The organism is Saonia sp. (assembly GCF_056326165.1).
In genome coordinates this window covers 31,425-49,243 of sequence record NZ_JBWFBN010000011.1, presented here as the reverse complement: position 1 = coordinate 49,243, position 17,819 = coordinate 31,425, and the positions used below count along the sequence as shown (strand labels likewise).

The 17,819-nt window shown below is 33.6% G+C and carries 18 protein-coding genes; 10 read left to right on the top strand and 8 right to left on the bottom strand.

All coding sequences use genetic code 11. The features are described from left to right. Positions 1-560: 560 nt before the first annotated feature. Entirely contained in the window at positions 561-1,181 is a 621-nt protein-coding gene (locus AC000W_RS10885; RefSeq protein WP_474748260.1) for a hypothetical protein, read from the bottom strand. A 133-nt stretch (positions 1,182-1,314) separates the two neighbouring features. Here AC000W_RS10885 and AC000W_RS10880 point away from each other — a divergent pair, with 133 nt between their 5' ends. The 9 genes from AC000W_RS10880 to AC000W_RS10840 all read left to right on the top strand — a co-directional run bounded on the left by AC000W_RS10880 (position 1,315) and on the right by AC000W_RS10840 (position 10,764). After that, positions 1,315-1,617 (top strand): ArsR/SmtB family transcription factor, encoded by a 303-nt coding sequence (locus AC000W_RS10880; RefSeq protein ID WP_474748258.1) that lies wholly within the window; start codon positions 1,315-1,317, stop codon positions 1,615-1,617. A 52-nt stretch (positions 1,618-1,669) separates the two neighbouring features. Further along, a complete protein-coding gene (locus AC000W_RS10875; RefSeq protein WP_474748256.1) occupies positions 1,670-2,272 on the top strand; it encodes a short chain dehydrogenase in 603 nt (200 codons plus the stop codon). 11 nt (positions 2,273-2,283) lie between these two features. Beyond that, positions 2,284-3,084, top strand: coding sequence for a PhzF family phenazine biosynthesis protein (locus AC000W_RS10870; RefSeq protein ID WP_474748254.1), 801 nt, complete (start codon positions 2,284-2,286; stop codon positions 3,082-3,084). 226 nt (positions 3,085-3,310) lie between these two features. Next, positions 3,311-3,769: a cold-shock protein gene (locus AC000W_RS10865; RefSeq protein ID WP_474748252.1), complete on the top strand. Its 459-nt coding sequence runs from the start codon at positions 3,311-3,313 to the stop codon at positions 3,767-3,769. A 66-nt stretch (positions 3,770-3,835) separates the two neighbouring features. Further along, positions 3,836-4,768, top strand: a complete 933-nt coding sequence (locus AC000W_RS10860; RefSeq protein ID WP_474748250.1) for an EamA family transporter — start codon at positions 3,836-3,838, stop codon at positions 4,766-4,768. A gap of 95 nt (positions 4,769-4,863) precedes the next feature. Then, positions 4,864-6,417 (top strand): DEAD/DEAH box helicase, encoded by a 1,554-nt coding sequence (locus AC000W_RS10855; RefSeq protein WP_474748248.1) that lies wholly within the window; start codon positions 4,864-4,866, stop codon positions 6,415-6,417. Between the two features lie 75 nt (positions 6,418-6,492). Then, complete coding sequence (locus AC000W_RS10850) at positions 6,493-7,842, top strand: DEAD/DEAH box helicase (protein ID WP_474748246.1); 1,350 nt, start codon at positions 6,493-6,495, stop codon at positions 7,840-7,842. A gap of 5 nt (positions 7,843-7,847) precedes the next feature. Beyond that, positions 7,848-9,200: a DEAD/DEAH box helicase gene (locus AC000W_RS10845; RefSeq protein WP_474748244.1), complete on the top strand. Its 1,353-nt coding sequence runs from the start codon at positions 7,848-7,850 to the stop codon at positions 9,198-9,200. Between the two features lie 16 nt (positions 9,201-9,216). Next, the gene (locus AC000W_RS10840) at positions 9,217-10,764 is read left to right on the top strand and encodes an SDR family NAD(P)-dependent oxidoreductase (protein WP_474748242.1); all 1,548 of its coding nucleotides are present in this window, start codon (positions 9,217-9,219) and stop codon (positions 10,762-10,764) included. 225 nt (positions 10,765-10,989) lie between these two features. On the opposite strand, the gene AC000W_RS10835 is transcribed toward AC000W_RS10840, so the two are convergent. The 6 genes from AC000W_RS10835 to AC000W_RS10810 all read right to left on the bottom strand — a co-directional run bounded on the left by AC000W_RS10835 (position 10,990) and on the right by AC000W_RS10810 (position 15,331). Further along, positions 10,990-11,814 (bottom strand): carboxypeptidase-like regulatory domain-containing protein, encoded by an 825-nt coding sequence (locus AC000W_RS10835; protein ID WP_474748240.1) that lies wholly within the window; start codon positions 11,812-11,814, stop codon positions 10,990-10,992. 66 nt (positions 11,815-11,880) lie between these two features. Then, positions 11,881-12,240 carry a hypothetical protein gene (locus AC000W_RS10830; RefSeq protein ID WP_474748238.1) on the bottom strand — a complete coding sequence of 120 codons (360 nt, stop codon included), beginning with the start codon at positions 12,238-12,240 and terminating at the stop codon, positions 11,881-11,883. Between the two features lie 25 nt (positions 12,241-12,265). Further along, positions 12,266-12,925: a VOC family protein gene (locus tag AC000W_RS10825; RefSeq protein WP_474748236.1), complete on the bottom strand. Its 660-nt coding sequence runs from the start codon at positions 12,923-12,925 to the stop codon at positions 12,266-12,268. A 92-nt stretch (positions 12,926-13,017) separates the two neighbouring features. Continuing rightward, positions 13,018-13,329, bottom strand: a complete 312-nt coding sequence (locus AC000W_RS10820) for a DUF2834 domain-containing protein (protein WP_474748234.1) — start codon at positions 13,327-13,329, stop codon at positions 13,018-13,020. Between the two features lie 74 nt (positions 13,330-13,403). Then, positions 13,404-13,973, bottom strand: a complete 570-nt coding sequence (locus AC000W_RS10815) for a hypothetical protein (RefSeq protein WP_474748232.1) — start codon at positions 13,971-13,973, stop codon at positions 13,404-13,406. Positions 13,974-14,320: 347 nt separating this feature from the next. Continuing rightward, positions 14,321-15,331 carry an AraC family transcriptional regulator gene (locus AC000W_RS10810; RefSeq protein ID WP_474748230.1) on the bottom strand — a complete coding sequence of 337 codons (1,011 nt, stop codon included), beginning with the start codon at positions 15,329-15,331 and terminating at the stop codon, positions 14,321-14,323. Positions 15,332-15,713: 382 nt separating this feature from the next. Between AC000W_RS10810 and AC000W_RS10805 the strand changes: the two genes are divergently transcribed. Beyond that, on the top strand, positions 15,714-16,163 hold the full coding sequence (locus tag AC000W_RS10805) for a KTSC domain-containing protein (protein ID WP_474748228.1): 450 nt from the start codon (positions 15,714-15,716) through the stop codon (positions 16,161-16,163). A gap of 53 nt (positions 16,164-16,216) precedes the next feature. Here AC000W_RS10805 and AC000W_RS10800 read toward each other — a convergent pair whose 3' ends face one another. Beyond that, positions 16,217-17,752: an alpha/beta hydrolase-fold protein gene (locus tag AC000W_RS10800; protein ID WP_474748226.1), complete on the bottom strand. Its 1,536-nt coding sequence runs from the start codon at positions 17,750-17,752 to the stop codon at positions 16,217-16,219. Positions 17,753-17,819 lie beyond the last annotated feature (67 nt).

The window sequence follows — 17,819 nt, the reverse complement described above, 5'->3', positions numbered from 1 at the left end:
AATTTAACCCAACTCTTAATGTGTGTGATTTCTATTCTCTGACCAGCGTACTCTTTTGCTGTCCTTAAAAGTTGAGAAAAATGAATGTCTTCTTGATTCTGTCGGTGTGTGATTGATAAAAGTTCTCATGATGTTGTTTTTTTTGATTGATGATGAATTTTTTGATTGATTCGTTATACCTAATGGGTATGATTTCTACTTTCTGACCATTGTACTCTTTTGCTATTTCTAAAGTTAGAAAAGTAAGAATGTCTTCTTGATTCTGTTGGTGTGTGATTGATAAAAGTTCTCATAATATATTGTTTTTAAATTGTTATAAATAATTGTTTTATATCTATAAGACGAGAACAATTATGTTTTGTTACAGTACTATGTAATAAATAGTACTGTTTTAAACAAAATTTAACAATTTCAATATTACAAAAAATGTATAACTAATTGATTAATAGATATTTAAAATAATTATAATTTTTAAATATTTAACATATATATTTTTGAGAATGTGGCAGAAAAGTCAAAATAGGTACTTTGGTGGTATGTAGAAACTAAATTAATTTGGCTTATTCTTTGTTTAATTCTACTAATAACTCTTCAAAATTTTCTATTCCTTTATATAACCGGCCACCTATATTTAGGATAGGGGTTTTAAGTGAGTCCAATTGTACACCGGAACCATAAGCTTTGCCCAATTGTTCTTTTATATTTGGTTTTTCGTTTAGGTTATAATGTCTAAATATGTAGTTATTGGTCGTTAAGGAATCTACTAGCGTCGTACACGCTTCACAATCATTGGTTAGATACACAGTAACATGTTTTTTAGGCTGTATCTTTTTTGGTGGTACTTTAATAATAGTGAATTCCTTTTTTACTGAACGTCTAGATAAACTATCATTTGCAGTAATTTCATAGGAGTAAGTCGGTTTCTTATCCCTAAACAACACAATGGTCTTTAAGTGTACTTTGGAAGTAGCGGGTATTCGTATCAATCGGGGAGGAGCGGCACTTTGTCTAAAATTAGAACCTTTTACCTTAAATAAAACATCATAATCGGTATCAGTTTCATTTAAACCATAGAATGCCAACCGATTGGGTAATTCTTTTACCTCAATTTTAATAGGTTGTTCTTGAGCGTTTAATTGATTAAAAGCCACAAATAGAATTAGGAGTAATTTTTTGAGCATACTTTTTTTGTTTTCAATGTATGAAAATAGTTTGATTTAATTTGAATAGAGAAGTTAATCTGCTGATTTTATTCGTTTTAAAATAACATATCTATAAATCTGGATATATAAATATAATTTGTATATTTGCACCATGGATATTATAGAAATTAGTAAAGTACTCTCTAATGTAACCAGAGTCAATATATTAAAGTGGCTTAAGGAACCAGAGAAGAACTTCCCACCACATAAAGATATTGATGGTTTTGAGGATGGAGTATGTGTGGGTAATATACAGGACAAGGCTGGTTTGTCCCAATCTGCCACATCAACATATTTAACAATGATGCAGAATGCCAATTTATTAATTCCTACTAGGCATGGTAAATGGACTTATTATAAAAGAAATGAAGAAGTAATTGCAGAATATATTAAATCCCTGAGCAGGGAGCTGTAATTTTTTAAATGCATATATCTATAATTCTAGATAAATAGATTAATAAAAAAATATGAAAATAATAATAATAGGAGGGAACGGGACAATTGGCAACAAGGTATCATCTCATTTTAAAAAGAAACATGAAGTTGTAATTGCTGGAAGAAAAAAGGGAGACATACAAGTTGACATAAAGAATTCCAAGTCTATATTAAAGATGTTTGAGGATATAGGCAAAGTGGATGCCATTATATCCATTGCAGGGGAAGCTAAATGGGCTCCTTTTAATGATTTAAGCGAAGAGGATTTTCATATAGGGCTTCAAAGCAAACTTATGGGTCAGGTAAATTTGGTTAGAATTGGCAAGGACTATCTCAATCAAAAAGGCTCCATAACATTAACCACAGGTATTTTAGCTGATGACCCAGTTAAAATGACGACAAGTGCAGCCATGGTGAACGGAGCACTTCATAGTTTTGTAAAGGCTGTTAAATTGGAAATGAAAAATGGAATTCGTGTAAATGTAGTTTCCCCAGGATTGGTGGAGGATGCAGTCGAAAAATATCAGGATTATTTCCCTGGACATGTTGCCATTACCATGGACAAAGCAGTAAATGGCTATGTAAGAAGTTTAGAAGGCACTGACAATGGAGAAATAATTAAAATTTATAACTAAACAACAGAACAATGAAAACATATATAATAGATTCGTTTACAGATGAGCTTTTTAAAGGAAATCCAGCAGGAGTTAGCCTTGTTGAAAATAACATTAGTGAAGAAAAGATGCAGCATATAGCTCATGAATTGGGATTGTCTGAGACTGCTTTTATAAAGAAGCAAAGTGAAAACGTTTATTCCATTCGCTATTTTTCTCCGTTTGAAGAAATTCCATTGTGTGGACATGCTACTTTGGCTTCAGCAAAAATTCTTTTTGATAATCACAATTTGGAGGAAATTCACTTTATAACTCATAGCGGAGTGGATTTGGTCACAAAAAAGGATGGTGAGTTCATTGCTATGGAGTTCCCTACCTATGAAACAACGCCATCCAAAGCACCCAAAGAACTTTTGGCAGCTTTGGGAATAGATGAAATTGTAAATGCAGAGTATAATAAAGAGAATAACATTCTTTTGGTAGAAATAGCTGACCCTCAACTTTTGATTGACTTGGCACCAGATTTTGTTGCTTTAAAAAAATCATCAAACAATATAAGTGGAGTTTTAGTTACTTCGCCTTCTAATAATCCTGAATATGATTTTCAATCTAGATATTTTTGGCCTTGGGTGGGCACCAATGAAGACCCAGTTACTGGAGCTACTCATACTTTTTTAACTCCGTATTGGGGAAAAAGAAATGGAAAAACCAAAATGAAATCTTTTCAGGCGTCCAAAAGAACTGGTTTTATGGAACTAGAATTATTAAATAACGGGAACTTAATTATTAAGGGAAAAGCGGTATCAGTATTGGAAGGTGCTCTATCTATTTAAGTTTCCATAATTTAAGGGATTAATAAATACAGATATCATAACAGCACTTTTAAAAGGAAATTTTATATTTGCAGTGTTTAAGAAGATAAACATAAACCAGTAATTTAGTTGCAAGCTAGCTTTTAGGTAAAATTTAAGTATACATTCATTGTTCTTTCCAAACATTCGTTTCGTATTTCATCTTCTTTAAACATTAAAGTAAAAGAAGTATAACTAATAATAACGAATGGCAAAATCACAGCAGACATTTAATAAGAGTGAAAAAGAAAAAAAGCGTTTAAAAAAGCGTGAAGAAAAAAGAAAGAAGATGTTGGCTCGTAAAGAAGAGGCAAAAGAGAATGGGAAAACAGGAATTCCTATGGCCTATGTAGATTTTAATGGAAATCTTGTGGATACACCGCCAGACCCAACAATGAAAGTGGAGATTGAAGCTGAAAGTATTGTATTGGGAATTCCTAAGAAAGAAGAGGGTGATGAGGAAGAATTTGACCCAGTAAGAAATGGAAAAGTATCATTTTTTGATACCTCTAAAGGATTTGGGTTTATTATTGATTCTGAAAATCAAGAAAAATATTTTTGTCACGTTAGTGGTTTGATTGATGAAATTTTTGAAAATGACAAGGTCTCTTTTGAGTTAGAGAGAGGTATGAAGGGTATGAATGCCGTTCGTGTAAAGAAAATATAAGACTTTCTAAGTGTTCTAGGCGAAGCTAAAAGGTCAAATTATTACCACTTACTTTTTTGAATCTTTATGAGTAAAACTGAGAATAGAACACTCATCATTCTTGCTTTTTTTTCTATTTATGTTATTTGGGGCTCCACCTATCTGTTAAACAAAATTGCCGTGACAGAGTTGCCTCCATTTATGTTGGCCTCAATACGTTTTGTTGTGGCTGGCATTCTCATATTTATCCTTTCCAAGTTAATGGGTATTTCTATAGCCATTAGTAAAAGGGAATTGTTAAATACAACTATAGCTGGATTTCTATTTTTAACACTTGGTAATGGTATTGCCGTTTGGGCATTAAAATATGTAGATAGTAGTTTTGCGGCATTATTGATTTCTGGGCAACCCTTGGTCATTCTTATTTTAATGAGAATTGTAGAAGGTAAAAAAATACAACCTATGTCTTATGTAGGTGTAGTTTTGGGTGTTTTAGGAATGTATCTTTTGGTAAGTCAAAGACAGATTGTTCTACAAGAAGGCGCTGTCATTGGAATGATTATGATTTTTGTATGCATGATTAGTTGGGCATTTGGAAGCCTTTTTGTTGCCAAAGCAAAATTGCCAAGTAATTTCTTTGTAAATACTGGCTACCAAATGATAACGGGTGGAATTTTAATGGCTGCTTTTAGTTTATCCTATGAAGATGCCTGGTCATGGCCAACACAATGGAGTGGTAAAGTACAATTATCCATGATTTTGTTGATTGTCTTTGGTAGTATAGTGGCTTTTACTTCTTTTAATTATTTATTAAAAGTGGTCTCTCCAGAAAAAGTCGCTACCAATACGTATGTAAACCCTATTATAGCGTTGCTTTTGGGCTGGTACTTTTTAAACGAACAAATTACATTTCAATCAATTATTGCCGCCGTAATACTCTTAACAGGTGTATATTTTATTAATACAAAGAAAAGACTTAGGGGATATTCAAGGTTTTTGGGTAAGAAGTCCAAAGTGTAAAACATCCTTGTTTTTTTACGTTCATCATAATTTTATTGCAATTATTCGTCAAACCTTATTAAAGACAGTAAATTTGCACTCCCTTAAAAAATGGTATGGCAGAATTGGCACAAGAATTACAGGAAAAAAAAACTGACAAAGAACTCTATAGCTATCAGAAAGGCGCTATTGATAAAATCTTTGAAAAATTTGACTCAGCTCCTGATGATTACCATTTGTTATATCAACTTCCTACGGGTGGTGGAAAAACTGTTATTTTCTCTGAAATTGTTCGTCAGTATTTAAAGAACCACAACAAAAAAGTGTTGGTAATGACACACCGTGTTGAGCTATGTAGACAAACTTCAGAAATGCTTACAAGTTTTGGTGTTCTAAATAAAGTGGTAAACAGTACTGCCAATTTAGATGACCAAAATGAGTTCGTCTGTTTTGTTGCGATGGTGGAAACATTGAACAATAGATTAAACGATGATATGTTGGATATTTCTGATATCGGATTGGTCATTATAGATGAGGCACACTACAATTCCTTTACCAAACTTTTTAAGTTTTTTGAAAAATCCTTTATCCTTGGGGTAACCGCAACACCTTTAAGTTCTAACAAGGAACTGCCAATGAAGGATAATTATAATGAACTCATTGTGGGGGAGAGTATTGAAAATCTTATTGAAAACGAGTTTCTAGCCAGAGCAGAGGTTTTTCAATATGATATGGGACTAACATCATTGGAAGTAGGGTCTAATGGCGATTACACAGTTAAATCCTCTGAAGATCTGTATTCAAGTCCGGCAATGTTGGATAAGCTGTTACAGGCCTATCAAAAGCATTCCAAAGGAAAAAAAACATTGATTTTTAATAACGGAATCAATACCTCTATACACGTATACCATACTTTTAATGCTGCTGGGTTGCCCATAATGCATTTGGACAATACAGCTACAAAGAAACAACGTAAGCAGATTTTAAAATGGTTTAAAGAAACCCCGGATGCTATTTTAACATCAGTAAGTATTTTGACTACAGGTTTTGACGAACCCACGATTGATACTATTATCCTTAATCGTGCAACAAAATCCTTAACGCTCTATTATCAAATGATAGGTCGTGGTTCTAGGATATTAAATAATAAGAATAAGTTTACTGTCATAGATTTAGGGAACAATAACTACAGGTTTGGACCTTGGGGAGCCGATTTGGATTGGAAAACTATATTTAGTTCTCCAAAATTCTATATGGAACGTCTGGCAAGTGATGAGGAAATAGAAGGTAATTTTAGGCATGAAATGCCCGAAGAACTTCGAGCCGAATTTTCTAAATCTGAAGAAGTTTATTTTGATATTAAAGATGTTTATACAAATGCCGTTGCAGGAGGTGAGTCTTCAAAAGTTGTGTTGGAACGTTCTATAGCACAACATGCCAAGATTTGTACAGAGAATAGTGAGGATGTTTATGACGCATTGGCATTGGCCAAGTTATTGGAAGTGGATATTGACCAGCGTATACAGACGTACGCAAAATGTATCAGTAGAAGCACCCATAATTTCTTAAGTTGGTTAAAGGATGATTATCAAAAAAAATTGAATTCTTACTTGCGTCAAAATTTTGATTCTATTTTTGAAGAAATTCATGGATATCCTCCAGAAGACTAGTCAACTAGCCCCTATTATTTTAATTTTATTACTGCCACCCTTTTATATACTGTTATCTTTGCGGAAAATTATACCATGTCAAAGTTGTTTTCTGATTTAGGGGTTTCTGATCTACTCCAAAAAAGCTTATCTGATTTAGACTTTTCTGTCCCAACGGATATTCAAAAGAAAGCAATCCCTATTTTATTAGAAAAGAAGGACGATTTTGTGGGTTTGGCAAAAACGGGTACAGGGAAAACTGCTGCTTTTGGTTTACCACTGCTACAATTGGTAAACACAGAAAATTCAGGCGTACAAGCAGTAATCCTTGCACCTACAAGGGAACTGGGGCAACAAATTTTTGCCAATTTAGAATCTTTTGCTTCCAACATGTCAAAAGTTTCCATTGCATCTACCTGTGGAGGTATTCCTATAAAACCACAAATAGAACGTTTAACAAACCCTACACATATTGTAGTGGCTACTCCTGGACGTTTAATTGATTTAGTGCAACGAAAAGCCATCAATATTAAAGAAGCTGGTTATTTGGTTTTAGATGAAGCCGATGAAATGGTAAGCGCGCTTAAAGATGGGTTGGATAAAATAGTAGCTGAGTTGCCAAAAAAGAGAAGAACAATTTTGTTCACAGCCACCATGCCGGGAACCATAAAACAACTTATTCAAAATTACATGTCTAAACATGTAATAGAGGTACGGGCTGATATGGAAACAGTGGGACACCAAGGTATAGACCATCAATATGTAGTGGTAGAACCCATAGAAAAATTAGAAGTTCTCATGCATTTTCTAACATCTAGAGATGGAGAACGTGGGATTGTTTTTTGTAAGACAAAGGCCGCAGTTAATAAGCTTGCTAAAAATTTAGCTATAAATAAATTCTCTTCGGGAGCATTGCACGGTAGTTTATCTCAACCTATTCGAGATAGAATTATGGGGCAGTTTAGAGAAGGTCATATTAATATTCTTGTGGCAACAGATTTAGCAGCAAGAGGGATAGATATTAAAGAAATAGCATATGTGGTTAATTATCATTTACCAGATGTACATGAAGTATATGTTCATAGAAGCGGCCGTACAGCTAGGGCAGGGGCAAAGGGCTTTGCACTAACAGTTTTACAACAGGAAGAAGTTGAAGATATTGCCGATTTTGAAAATGAACTTGGTATTGCCTTTAAGAAATTCAAAAAAGCAGATGCACAGAAAATAGATGAAAATAACACGCTCATTTGGGCCAAGAAAGTTTTTAAAACAAAACCCAATCATGCCGTTTCTAACGAGTTTAAAAATAAAGTGCACACGGTATTTCATCATCTTACAAAAGAAGAATTAGTAGAGAAACTTTTGGCAAGCTATATTGTAGAACACACTAATCTACCTACTAAAAAGATGAATACGTCTGGTGTAGATTCAGAATTTTCAAATTAACGATTATGGAATCTTTTTCAGAATTTAAAATCAATAACCAATTAAGGAATGCCATAATAGATTTGGGTTTTGAGAAACCCACTCCAATCCAAGCACAGGCATTTTCTGTGGTTATGTCTGGGAAAGATGTTATTGGTATTGCGCAAACAGGTACAGGAAAAACCTTTGCCTATATGCTGCCCATATTGCAGACGCTTCCTTTTTCAAAGGAGTTACACCCCAGAGTCTTGGTCGTTGTGCCAACACGTGAGTTAGTGATACAGGTAGTAGAAGAAATAGAAAGGTTTGGTAAATATTCATCTGTTCGTGTTGCAGGGGTTTATGGGGGTACTAATATGAATAGGCAAAAAGAAGCCTTGGCCGAAGGTGCGGATATTGTGGTGGCAACTCCAGGGCGTTTGTACGATTTGGTTTTGTGTAAAGCCCTGCAATTAAAGTCAGTTAAAAAAATGGTGATTGATGAAGTAGATGTGATGCTAGATTTAGGTTTCCGTTTTCAACTCACCAATATTTTTGATTTGCTACCGGAAAGAAGGCAAAACATTATGTTTTCTGCTACTATGACCAATGAGATTGAAACCCTTATTCAGGATTTTTTTAAAGGAACCCAAAAAGTTTCCGTAGCAGTCAGTGGTACGCCTTTGGATAATATATCCCAGCATTGTTATGCTGTTCCTAATTTTTATACCAAAGTAAATCTATTGGTGCATTTGCTTCAAAATGTGGAAGAGTTTCATAAGGTACTGGTCTTTGTTTCAAACAAAAGAAGTGCCGACCTCTTATTTAAAAATTTGGAAGAATTTTTTAGTGAAGAAATATGCCTGATTCACTCCAATAAAACCCAAAATTATAGGATACGTTCCATTCGCCAGTTTGATGAAGGTAAAAACAGAATATTGGTGGCTACTGATGTTATGGCTCGTGGATTGGATTTGGATGAGATTTCCCATGTCATAAATTTTGATACGCCCAGTTTTCCAGAAAACTATATGCATAGGATTGGCAGAACGGGTAGAGCAAAGAAGGAGGGAACCTCACTGTTGTTTTATACGGAGAAGGAAAGGGAAAGTAAAGAGGCTATTGAAAAATTGATGGAGCTCAAAATTCCTAAAAATGAACTGCCTGCATCAGTTGAAGTATCCAAAGAGTTAACGGCAGATGAACGGCCAAAAATAATGGAGCGCAACAACCCTAATAAATCGGAATTAGAGGAACGCGGAGCTAGTTTTCATGAGAAAGCGGAAAAGAACAAGAAAATAAACCAGGGTGGTTCTTATAAGCGTATTATAAAGCAAAAGTATAAAAAGCCCAAAACCAAAGGGGATAAAAATTATAATAAAAGGAATAAACGAAAGTAATACAGCATACAGGTTTATGTCAGAGGGTGATAAATACAAAGAAAGCACAATTACGGAAGAAGAGGTTGATAAGTGCATTGCCTTATTGGAGCAGTTGGTGAATAATACCAATGATATATTTGAAATCCCCAAGGATAAACGTACAGCACTATTAATTGCTTCGGGAAAGCTTTCCAGACCTAGTAGGGACGAGTTTTCCAGAAGAAAGAAAGACGCAAAAAAGGCTCAAAAACGTAAGCAAGCAGCAAAAGATAAAAACGCACGGAAAATTACAGGAATACGCAGTGCCCGTGAGGCCACAGTCTTTGTTGCACCAAAATTATTGCCTGCGGCAGATTTAACCAAGGAGACACCAGAATTGGAATCGGCAAGGAATTGCTATGTATGCAAGACCATGTTCACCAAGCTTCACCATTTTTATGATACCATGTGTACGGACTGTGGTGATTATAATTATGCTAAACGTTTTCAAACATGCGATTTAGATGGGCAAGTAGCCGTTATAACTGGCTCACGCTTAAAAATAGGATATCATATCACCTTAATGTTATTGCGCGCTGGTGCAACAGTTGTTGCTACTACAAGATTCCCGGCTGACTCTGCCCTACGTTATTCTAAAGAAGAGGATTTTTCACAATGGGGACATCGTCTAAAAATCCATGGTTTGGATTTGCGTCATATCCCAAGCGTAGAGATTTTTTGTAATTATATTGAGCAGAAGTATAATCGGTTAGACATCTTAATCAATAATGCCGCGCAGACCGTACGGAGACCCGCAGGATTTTATCAGCATCTAATGCCTAATGAGGAACGACCCATAGATTCTTTACCCAAATACGCTGCGGATTTATTAAGTGATCATGTTGCTTGTCTAACCGAGTTAAAGCAACTGACCACGACAGCCTCACCCAATCAAAATATGCCCGTAACATGGCATGGCCCAGAGCCAGGAATTGGAATACGTGCTTCGGCTAAATTATCTCAGATTCCCTATAGTTTTGACAATTCTTTACAAGCAAGCGAAGTATTCCCAGAAGGTGAATTGGATGCTGATTTACAACAGGTAGATTTAAGAAAAACCAACAGCTGGCGTTTAAAATTGGGAGAGATAGAAACCACTGAAATGATAGAGGTTCAATTAGTGAATTCCGTTGCACCTTTTGTGTTGTGCAATCGTTTATCAGAATTGATGAAAGAGGAGAATACAGGTAAGAAACATATTATAAATGTTTCTGCTATGGAAGGCAAATTTCATCGGTTTTTTAAGGAAGATCGTCACCCACATACCAACATGGCAAAAGCGGCCCTTAATATGCTTACACATACTGCTGCAGGTAGTTTGGCCAAAAATGGTATATACATTAATGCTGTGGATACGGGTTGGGTTACAGATGAAGACCCCACAGAATTGGCCAAGAAGAAAGAAGAGTTGCATGATTTTCAACCTCCCTTGGACATTGTTGATGGTGCGGCCAGAGTAATGGATCCATTAATTGATGGTATTAATACAGGAAAGCATTGGAGCGGCAAATTTTTAAAAGACTACAGACCTATTGATTGGTAGAACCATTGCTTAGTGCTTGTTTATAAGATTTTGTACACCAGAATTTATATAATTTTTGAGAGATTTCGTTATCGGCTCGGCTATAACCTAGTAGCGGGAAATCAGGCAGGGTTTTTAGTCCTCGAACCACCCACATAAAAGTAAGGATTTTGGGGTTATGGGATGGGCAACTATAGATTATAAGTTTTGTTGGCATTAGTTTTTTACAATAATTAAATTTCTTAACTAATATGTTACACTAATATTCAATCCTAAACTCATGTTTTCAATTTCCACCCAACTTGCTTGACTCGCATGTCTTGTAAATGTTGTTGAACCACCCAGAGAGGTTGAAAAATATAAATCTTTATGGCTTAAATTTTCTATCCATTCCATAGAAACGAAAATATCCTCATCTACAACAATATTATAATCACTTATATCTACTATAAAAAGACCTTTATTCTTCTTGCATTCAACAATAATGTTTTTATTAAGAATTGTTTCATATGGAATCCCATTTTTTAAATTATATATGTTTAGCCTGAAATTGAATCGTTTGAGATGGTTTTTATAGATGTTTATATTAACTTTTTTAATATATATGGGGCCTTCTTCAATTTTAATTAGTGTTCCTATTTCATTGCCCAACTCGTTAGATTGAAACCCAAAAACCGAATTATTTGTTATGGAAGTATTTCCCAAAACAACTTCTTTTTTTTCTTTATTTGATATAACTACTTCGTCTAATTGAATTGCTTCTTCTACTAATTGTAGAATAGGATTTTCAAGAATTCTACTTTTAAAATCAATGACAGTAAAAAGTAAATCTTTGTAGCCAATCATTGAAATTCTTAATGTATCATAACTTTGATTTTCACTAAAATCTAATTTAAAATTTCCCATTTCATCAGAAACTGTTCCTATGTTTTTTCCAATTACCCCAATATTTACCCACGGTAGAGGTTGTTTTGATTTACTTTCTATTAATTGTCCTTGAAATGACTTCTGACTATAAATATTTAAAGTTGAAATGATGATTATAGCGGTGATATAGTATTTTCTATTCATTTTTGATTTATTTAAAAGGTATTATTGTTGATTTTAAGAAGAGTATTTTTCATTAAGTAAATGAAATCAGTGTTTTAAGTATGTCAGAGTTAATAAAGTCCAAACTGCTCCGATGATATCAATAAATCCGAAAAGGATGATTTTTGGCTTGGCAATTTTAAAAACCACTAATCCCGAAAACCCTATTAACCCAACAATTCGTGCATAAACAGATGCCCAATAAAAACTATAAACTTCATTTTGTGCAGAATTCAAATAAAAGTATCCCAGAGAGAGGGCAATTATTCCAACAACTCTAATCCAATGATCTTTTGGTTTCTCATGTCCAAAAAGGCTCAGTGTTTTGTCAGGTATAAAAAGTAGAAGTATACCAATTAGCAATACATAGATTCCCCAAATAAAAATACTTAGTGTAACTGCATTCATAGCCGATATTTGAAATTTATTTTTATTAGTATTCTATTATTAAATTTAAACTAGAGATACATATGCTTTTCCCACTTTGATGATTGTCAAATACAAGTGTCATTTGATTTTTGTTTTTTACCTCAAAAACAACCACCCCTTCTCTTTCAAAATAATTGGTAAAACTAGCCTTAAAATCAGATTCCTGAATTCCGAATTTTACTTTGGTTAATTTTTGAATTCCATTTTTGTGCTTAGTTTCTTCCTTTGCTTTTTTTGTTTCTGGTTTAAATGGTAATCTAAAAGTCCAAGGCAAGGATGCTTTGGTGTCATTTGTCAAAATATCAATTGATAATCCTTTGGGGAGATACTCAGGAAAATATTTTTGACTAGCAGAAAATAATGAGTTAACATCTGAAGTATTCTTTAAACATAATCCATAAGGCGATTTTCCGTTTGTTTTAAAGTTCGAGCGTTCCCATAATTTTGTACCAGAAGTTAATTCACTTGTAATTTCACTTTTATTATTGACCCAGAGTATTTCAAGATAAAAATTCTCAAAATAAAATTTTCGATTTATTGTTCCTTGACCTTTATGAATCCGACTACTTCCTTCAGTAAAACCCAATTCAACTAATTCATTGGCTTCTTTTCCATTTTCATTTGAGAATATAAATATGTGGTCAACTTTCATTTTTTTTAACATTACTAAGAGCTTCATCTTTGCTGGAACCAGTAGGGTTTATAAAAAAATATGCAAAAATGAAAGCTTAAAAATATGTTTGAAAGATTCATAATTTATTCATTTATAGAAATACTTTGCTTGTATAAATAGAGTGGAAAAGCAAAGGATAATCCTAACATTAGATTTAGAAAAATATATGCCCAAATAGAATGCTTATTATTTGCATTACGTTTGGTATACATATAATACCAGAAAAAGGAAGAACATAAAAGCAAATCAACACTAAATGCCGAATCGGCAAAATTTGAAAATAATTGATTAGCGAATAGTGAAAAATCAAAACCATGAGTCATGATAAACTGACCAATAAAATAGTTAGGCACTATGAGGCCTATGATTGCGAGCGTTAAGTAAATACTTTTCATGATAAACTTTTAATGTTATTAATTACTGTTTTTAAATGGTTTGTAATATGATGAATAGTCAGTAGACGCCTTTTTTAGTTGGTTTTTGTTATTGGAATAGGAATAATTTCTGTTGGATAACCTTCGGTATCTACTTCTCCTCCATCATTTCCAAAAAGCGCATGATGCATATACAAATTATTGCCCGTATCATCTATAAAGAATACTTGCTTAAATGCTTCCTCTCGTCCATCACTATAAGTCGCAGTTCCATCAATTTTATTGACAATTACTTGATTGCCATTAAATCGAATAGTTGTGGTGCCGGAATTGTTAAAAGTAATAATGACGGCTTGACTTAAAATAGGATCTCCATTGCATTGTAAATCATCATATCCTTTAATATGGATCTGAAGATTTTCATTATTAAAACTTAAAGATTCATTTATAATCATGTTGTTGTTTGCTTCTACACATCCCGAAGACCATATACCATTCATGCTAATTTCATTTCCCGAAATTGTTTTTAACATTATTGTGAATGTTGGATTAGTACCTTCATCTTTTTGACAGGATACCATTACATGGCTTGTTAAAAAAAGAAATGCAATAAACTTTAGAGATTGTGATTTTAATACCTGTTTAATTATTTCTTTTGTTTTCATTGTTTAATAATTTTATTAATAGAAATGTAAAATGAGAAGTAGGAAAGACACTCAGAGATTTTATTGAATGTACTTGACTATTCAATTCAATATCACTCGCTTTAAAGTTATGTGTTATACCTATCCAAGGCGTATGCAATGGAATCTAACTCAAATTCAAAATATTTTTTTTTGAGCTATTATACTGGTCGAACCTGCAATTAAAACAACTATTACTAAGATGATTGTTATCACTATTTCTTGTTTTGAATGATAGTACAAATGTATTTTGACTTACAAAGAATCATTTGACTATCTGCGCAAAAGGTTTGATACATTGCGTAAAAAACAAGGAATGTTATTGAATGTTAGTGCTGCGTTTTAAAGTCGGAAGGAGTGAGTCCTGTCCATTTTTTAAAGCTTCTAGAGAAAACAGAGATGTCAGAAAACCCAGTAAGAAAGGCTACATCTGTTATGTTCAATTCGTTATTTTTTAATTGAGCCATGGACAACTCTTTTCGAACATTTTTTAGAATGGATTGAAACGTGGTTCCTTCATTTTTTAAGTTGGCCTGTAAACCTCTTACACTAAGAGCTAGTTCTTGAGCAATGTCTTCAATTCTTGGGGCTTCGGCCGCCAAGCTTTTTTCAATGGCTTTCTTTACTGATCTTGTATATTGGTTTAACCTATTATGCTCTCTTCCTGCATAAGATAGCATAGATTCAAAATGGTTAAACATGTCGTTATCAGACCCAGATACTTTATTATCTAAATCATCACTTAAATAAGTGATGTATGAATTATCACATCCAAATTCAACTTCTGTCAATTCAAATAGCTCTATATACGTTTTATAGTTGGCAGGTTTAGGAAAGTGAAACCCTACTTTGGTAGGAGACACAGGAAATACCGAACAATTTTTGATCATAAAAACTAGGGCGGAAAGCGTGAAATCTACAGTATATCTAAAGCTATCTTTCCATTCTTCTTGCATAGTATATTCTATTCGAGTTATATTCCCTTCATATATTACTTCACAGAATATGATTGACGCAACAAGCTGTTGGTACAAACATAATTTTTCAATTGCTACCAGTAACGATGGAGAATTCATCATAACATAACCAAGAACCCCAGCCAATTGTAATCTAATTTTTGACCCACTAATTAATCCTATGTCTTCAGAGTTGGTTTGGCGAACAATAGATTCCCAAACTGCCATAGTTGTTTCAACGGATACTCTGCTACTTGATGACGCCAGGATTTTTTCGGAAAGATTTGCGTCTTCAATTATTGTCGCCCTATTCGCTCCAAATGTCTCACCTACAACAATACGTAAATTGATTAAGGAAGCTGGAATATTTTCGGATCTTCTCATGGAATAGGTCTTAAATACAAATGCATTACGTTTTATAGCTATTGAATGCAAATAGCATTTCTCTAATTATCACCAACGCTAATATATAAATCTGTTTTAATAATTTATATCGACTGATACTGAAACATAGTTCAGCACAGGTAACTAAGTTAGCACTTGGGTTTTTTAGATTCAAGGCTTAAGGGAACATACTTATAAAAAGTTTATTAACTATAAAAATATGAAAAGCGTCATCCAAAATGAGAAACATAGTAATGTTGAAAATCTAAGATAGGACAATGGGATTTCTCACAATCGCTTCACTCTGTTCAAAATGACTACGAACTTGGTTATCCTTCTAAGGAAAAGGTGTAATTTTGCGCCTCATTTAGAAAATCTCCATATGAAACGTGTTAATGAGTATAAGAAATTATTTGGTGTAGAAAAGGAAATTGAGTTAAGACCTCTAAAGACTGCCTATAGAAATTTAGTAAAAGAATGGCATCCAGACAAGTTCCAAGATGGAGATGTTAAAAAAGAAGAAGCAGAAACCAAGAGCCGCCAAATTATAGATGGGTATCATTTTTTGGTAAGTATAGCTCCAGAGACAAAAGCAGCCAATCTAGAAGAATACAACAAGACCATTGCAGAATCTGGCATTGCTGATTACCAGCATAAGGGATTGTTATTAGAGATTACTTTTTTGGATGGCACTACCTATGAGTATTTTGGTGTAAACAGAAATGTGTTTATCAAATTTAATAATTCACCAAAACAGATGCGTTTTGCCAAACGTAGTATTTTCAACTCATATTTATACAGAAAATCTAAGAAAGAGTTGGTAGAGGCTTAACGTAAATGGTTATCCATTAGCTGAATATATAGACATTTAGGATGATTCTTCTTTTATTTATTATTTATACTGTCAATTCTTTCTTGAATTTTAAGTAAAACTTCTTTGTGAGAATATTGGGAACAATGCCCTTCCATTGGTGAAAAAACTATTTCCGCATCTGACTTAGGGTTCGTTGTGCCACTTATGAAATCTGCAAAGCTCCTTGTGGCAGGATTTAAATAAAAGTGGTCCATATCTCCCATCCAAATAAAAATTTTCCCTTGTAGTTTTGGTCCTAGTACTTCCCAGTTCTTTTGAGCGTGTATTTTGAAATCATATTTTTTCCAATGTTCAGCAACGTTCGAATCTATCTCACCAGTTAATGGGTCAAATAATGCTTTCGGCAAACCGTTATTTCCTTTTGGACTATATAGCGCAGTATGTGCACTAAATTGTCCACCAGAATTGAGATAGGAATTGGAAGCGCCCAATACATTCTCATATTGAATAAATTCTTTAAGAGATAGCATTGGTTCTCCTAAAGTACTTCTCATTACAGGTCTATCGTACCCAAATTCATTTATATAGGCATTATTATCTTTATATATATTTATTAATTGGTAGTTTTCAAACTCAACTGCATCTGGGCTGTATGAATACACACCGTTAAAAAAATCTGGATAGTACAATTGTAATCCTAATGAAACCCATCCACCAGTTGAACATCCATCCACAAAGCGAGTAGTTGCAGAATTTGTTCCCCTAAATTTTGATTCAATATATGGAATAAGTTCAGTAATCAATGCTTTACCATATGGTCCGCTATTTTCCGAATCCATTTGATAAGAGTCTCCAAATGGGCCTTCTCCATCTAAAAAAACAGTAATAATTTGAGGGGCTTCATTAGATTCCCACCATTTCATAAAGCCTTCGTTGTTAAGTAAATAATTAATTCTGGTATATCTGCCACCATATCCAGCTACGTTATATCTAATTGGATACGCTTTTTTATCATCATAATCATGTGGTAGCAAAACAGAAGCTTTTAAATTTACAGGTTTTTTCCACCAAGTAGAAAGCACTTCACTTTTAATGTCAACTACTTGAGATAAATCGTGTTCTTTTATACTTCTTGCTTCTATGGACTGATTGAGCACCAAATTAATTTTTGTTGGCTGATTTACATTTATTTTTTGTGTTTCACTAAATAAATTCCCAGGTGCATCAATTCTTGATTCCGTAAAATCTTGATCCCATAAAACTTGAACATAGTACTCACCGGTAGGAACTTCATCTAAAGTCCAATCTACTGTGCCTACCCAATCACCATCATTCTTTATAGTTATTAGGGCATTCGATTTTAACCCAATAATATTTTTTGCGAAAATATATGTTTTCTCGGTTGGAGATGGCCATGTCTGCGTACGAGGTTCAGCATTTGGGTTTTGAGAAAGGAAAAGGAAAAGCCTTCCTTCCTCTTTAAATTGTTCTTTTACGTCTTTACTTATTTCTACATTGGCAGAGAATGAAAAATTTAGCTTTTGAGAGTGTAAGCTTGTCAATGACAAGAATAAAATGAGAGCAGATAACAATAGTTTAAATTTCATTTATTTTTTTATGAATGATAACGATAGGTGCACTTGTATCAATATTTTTTTAAATATACTGAATTAA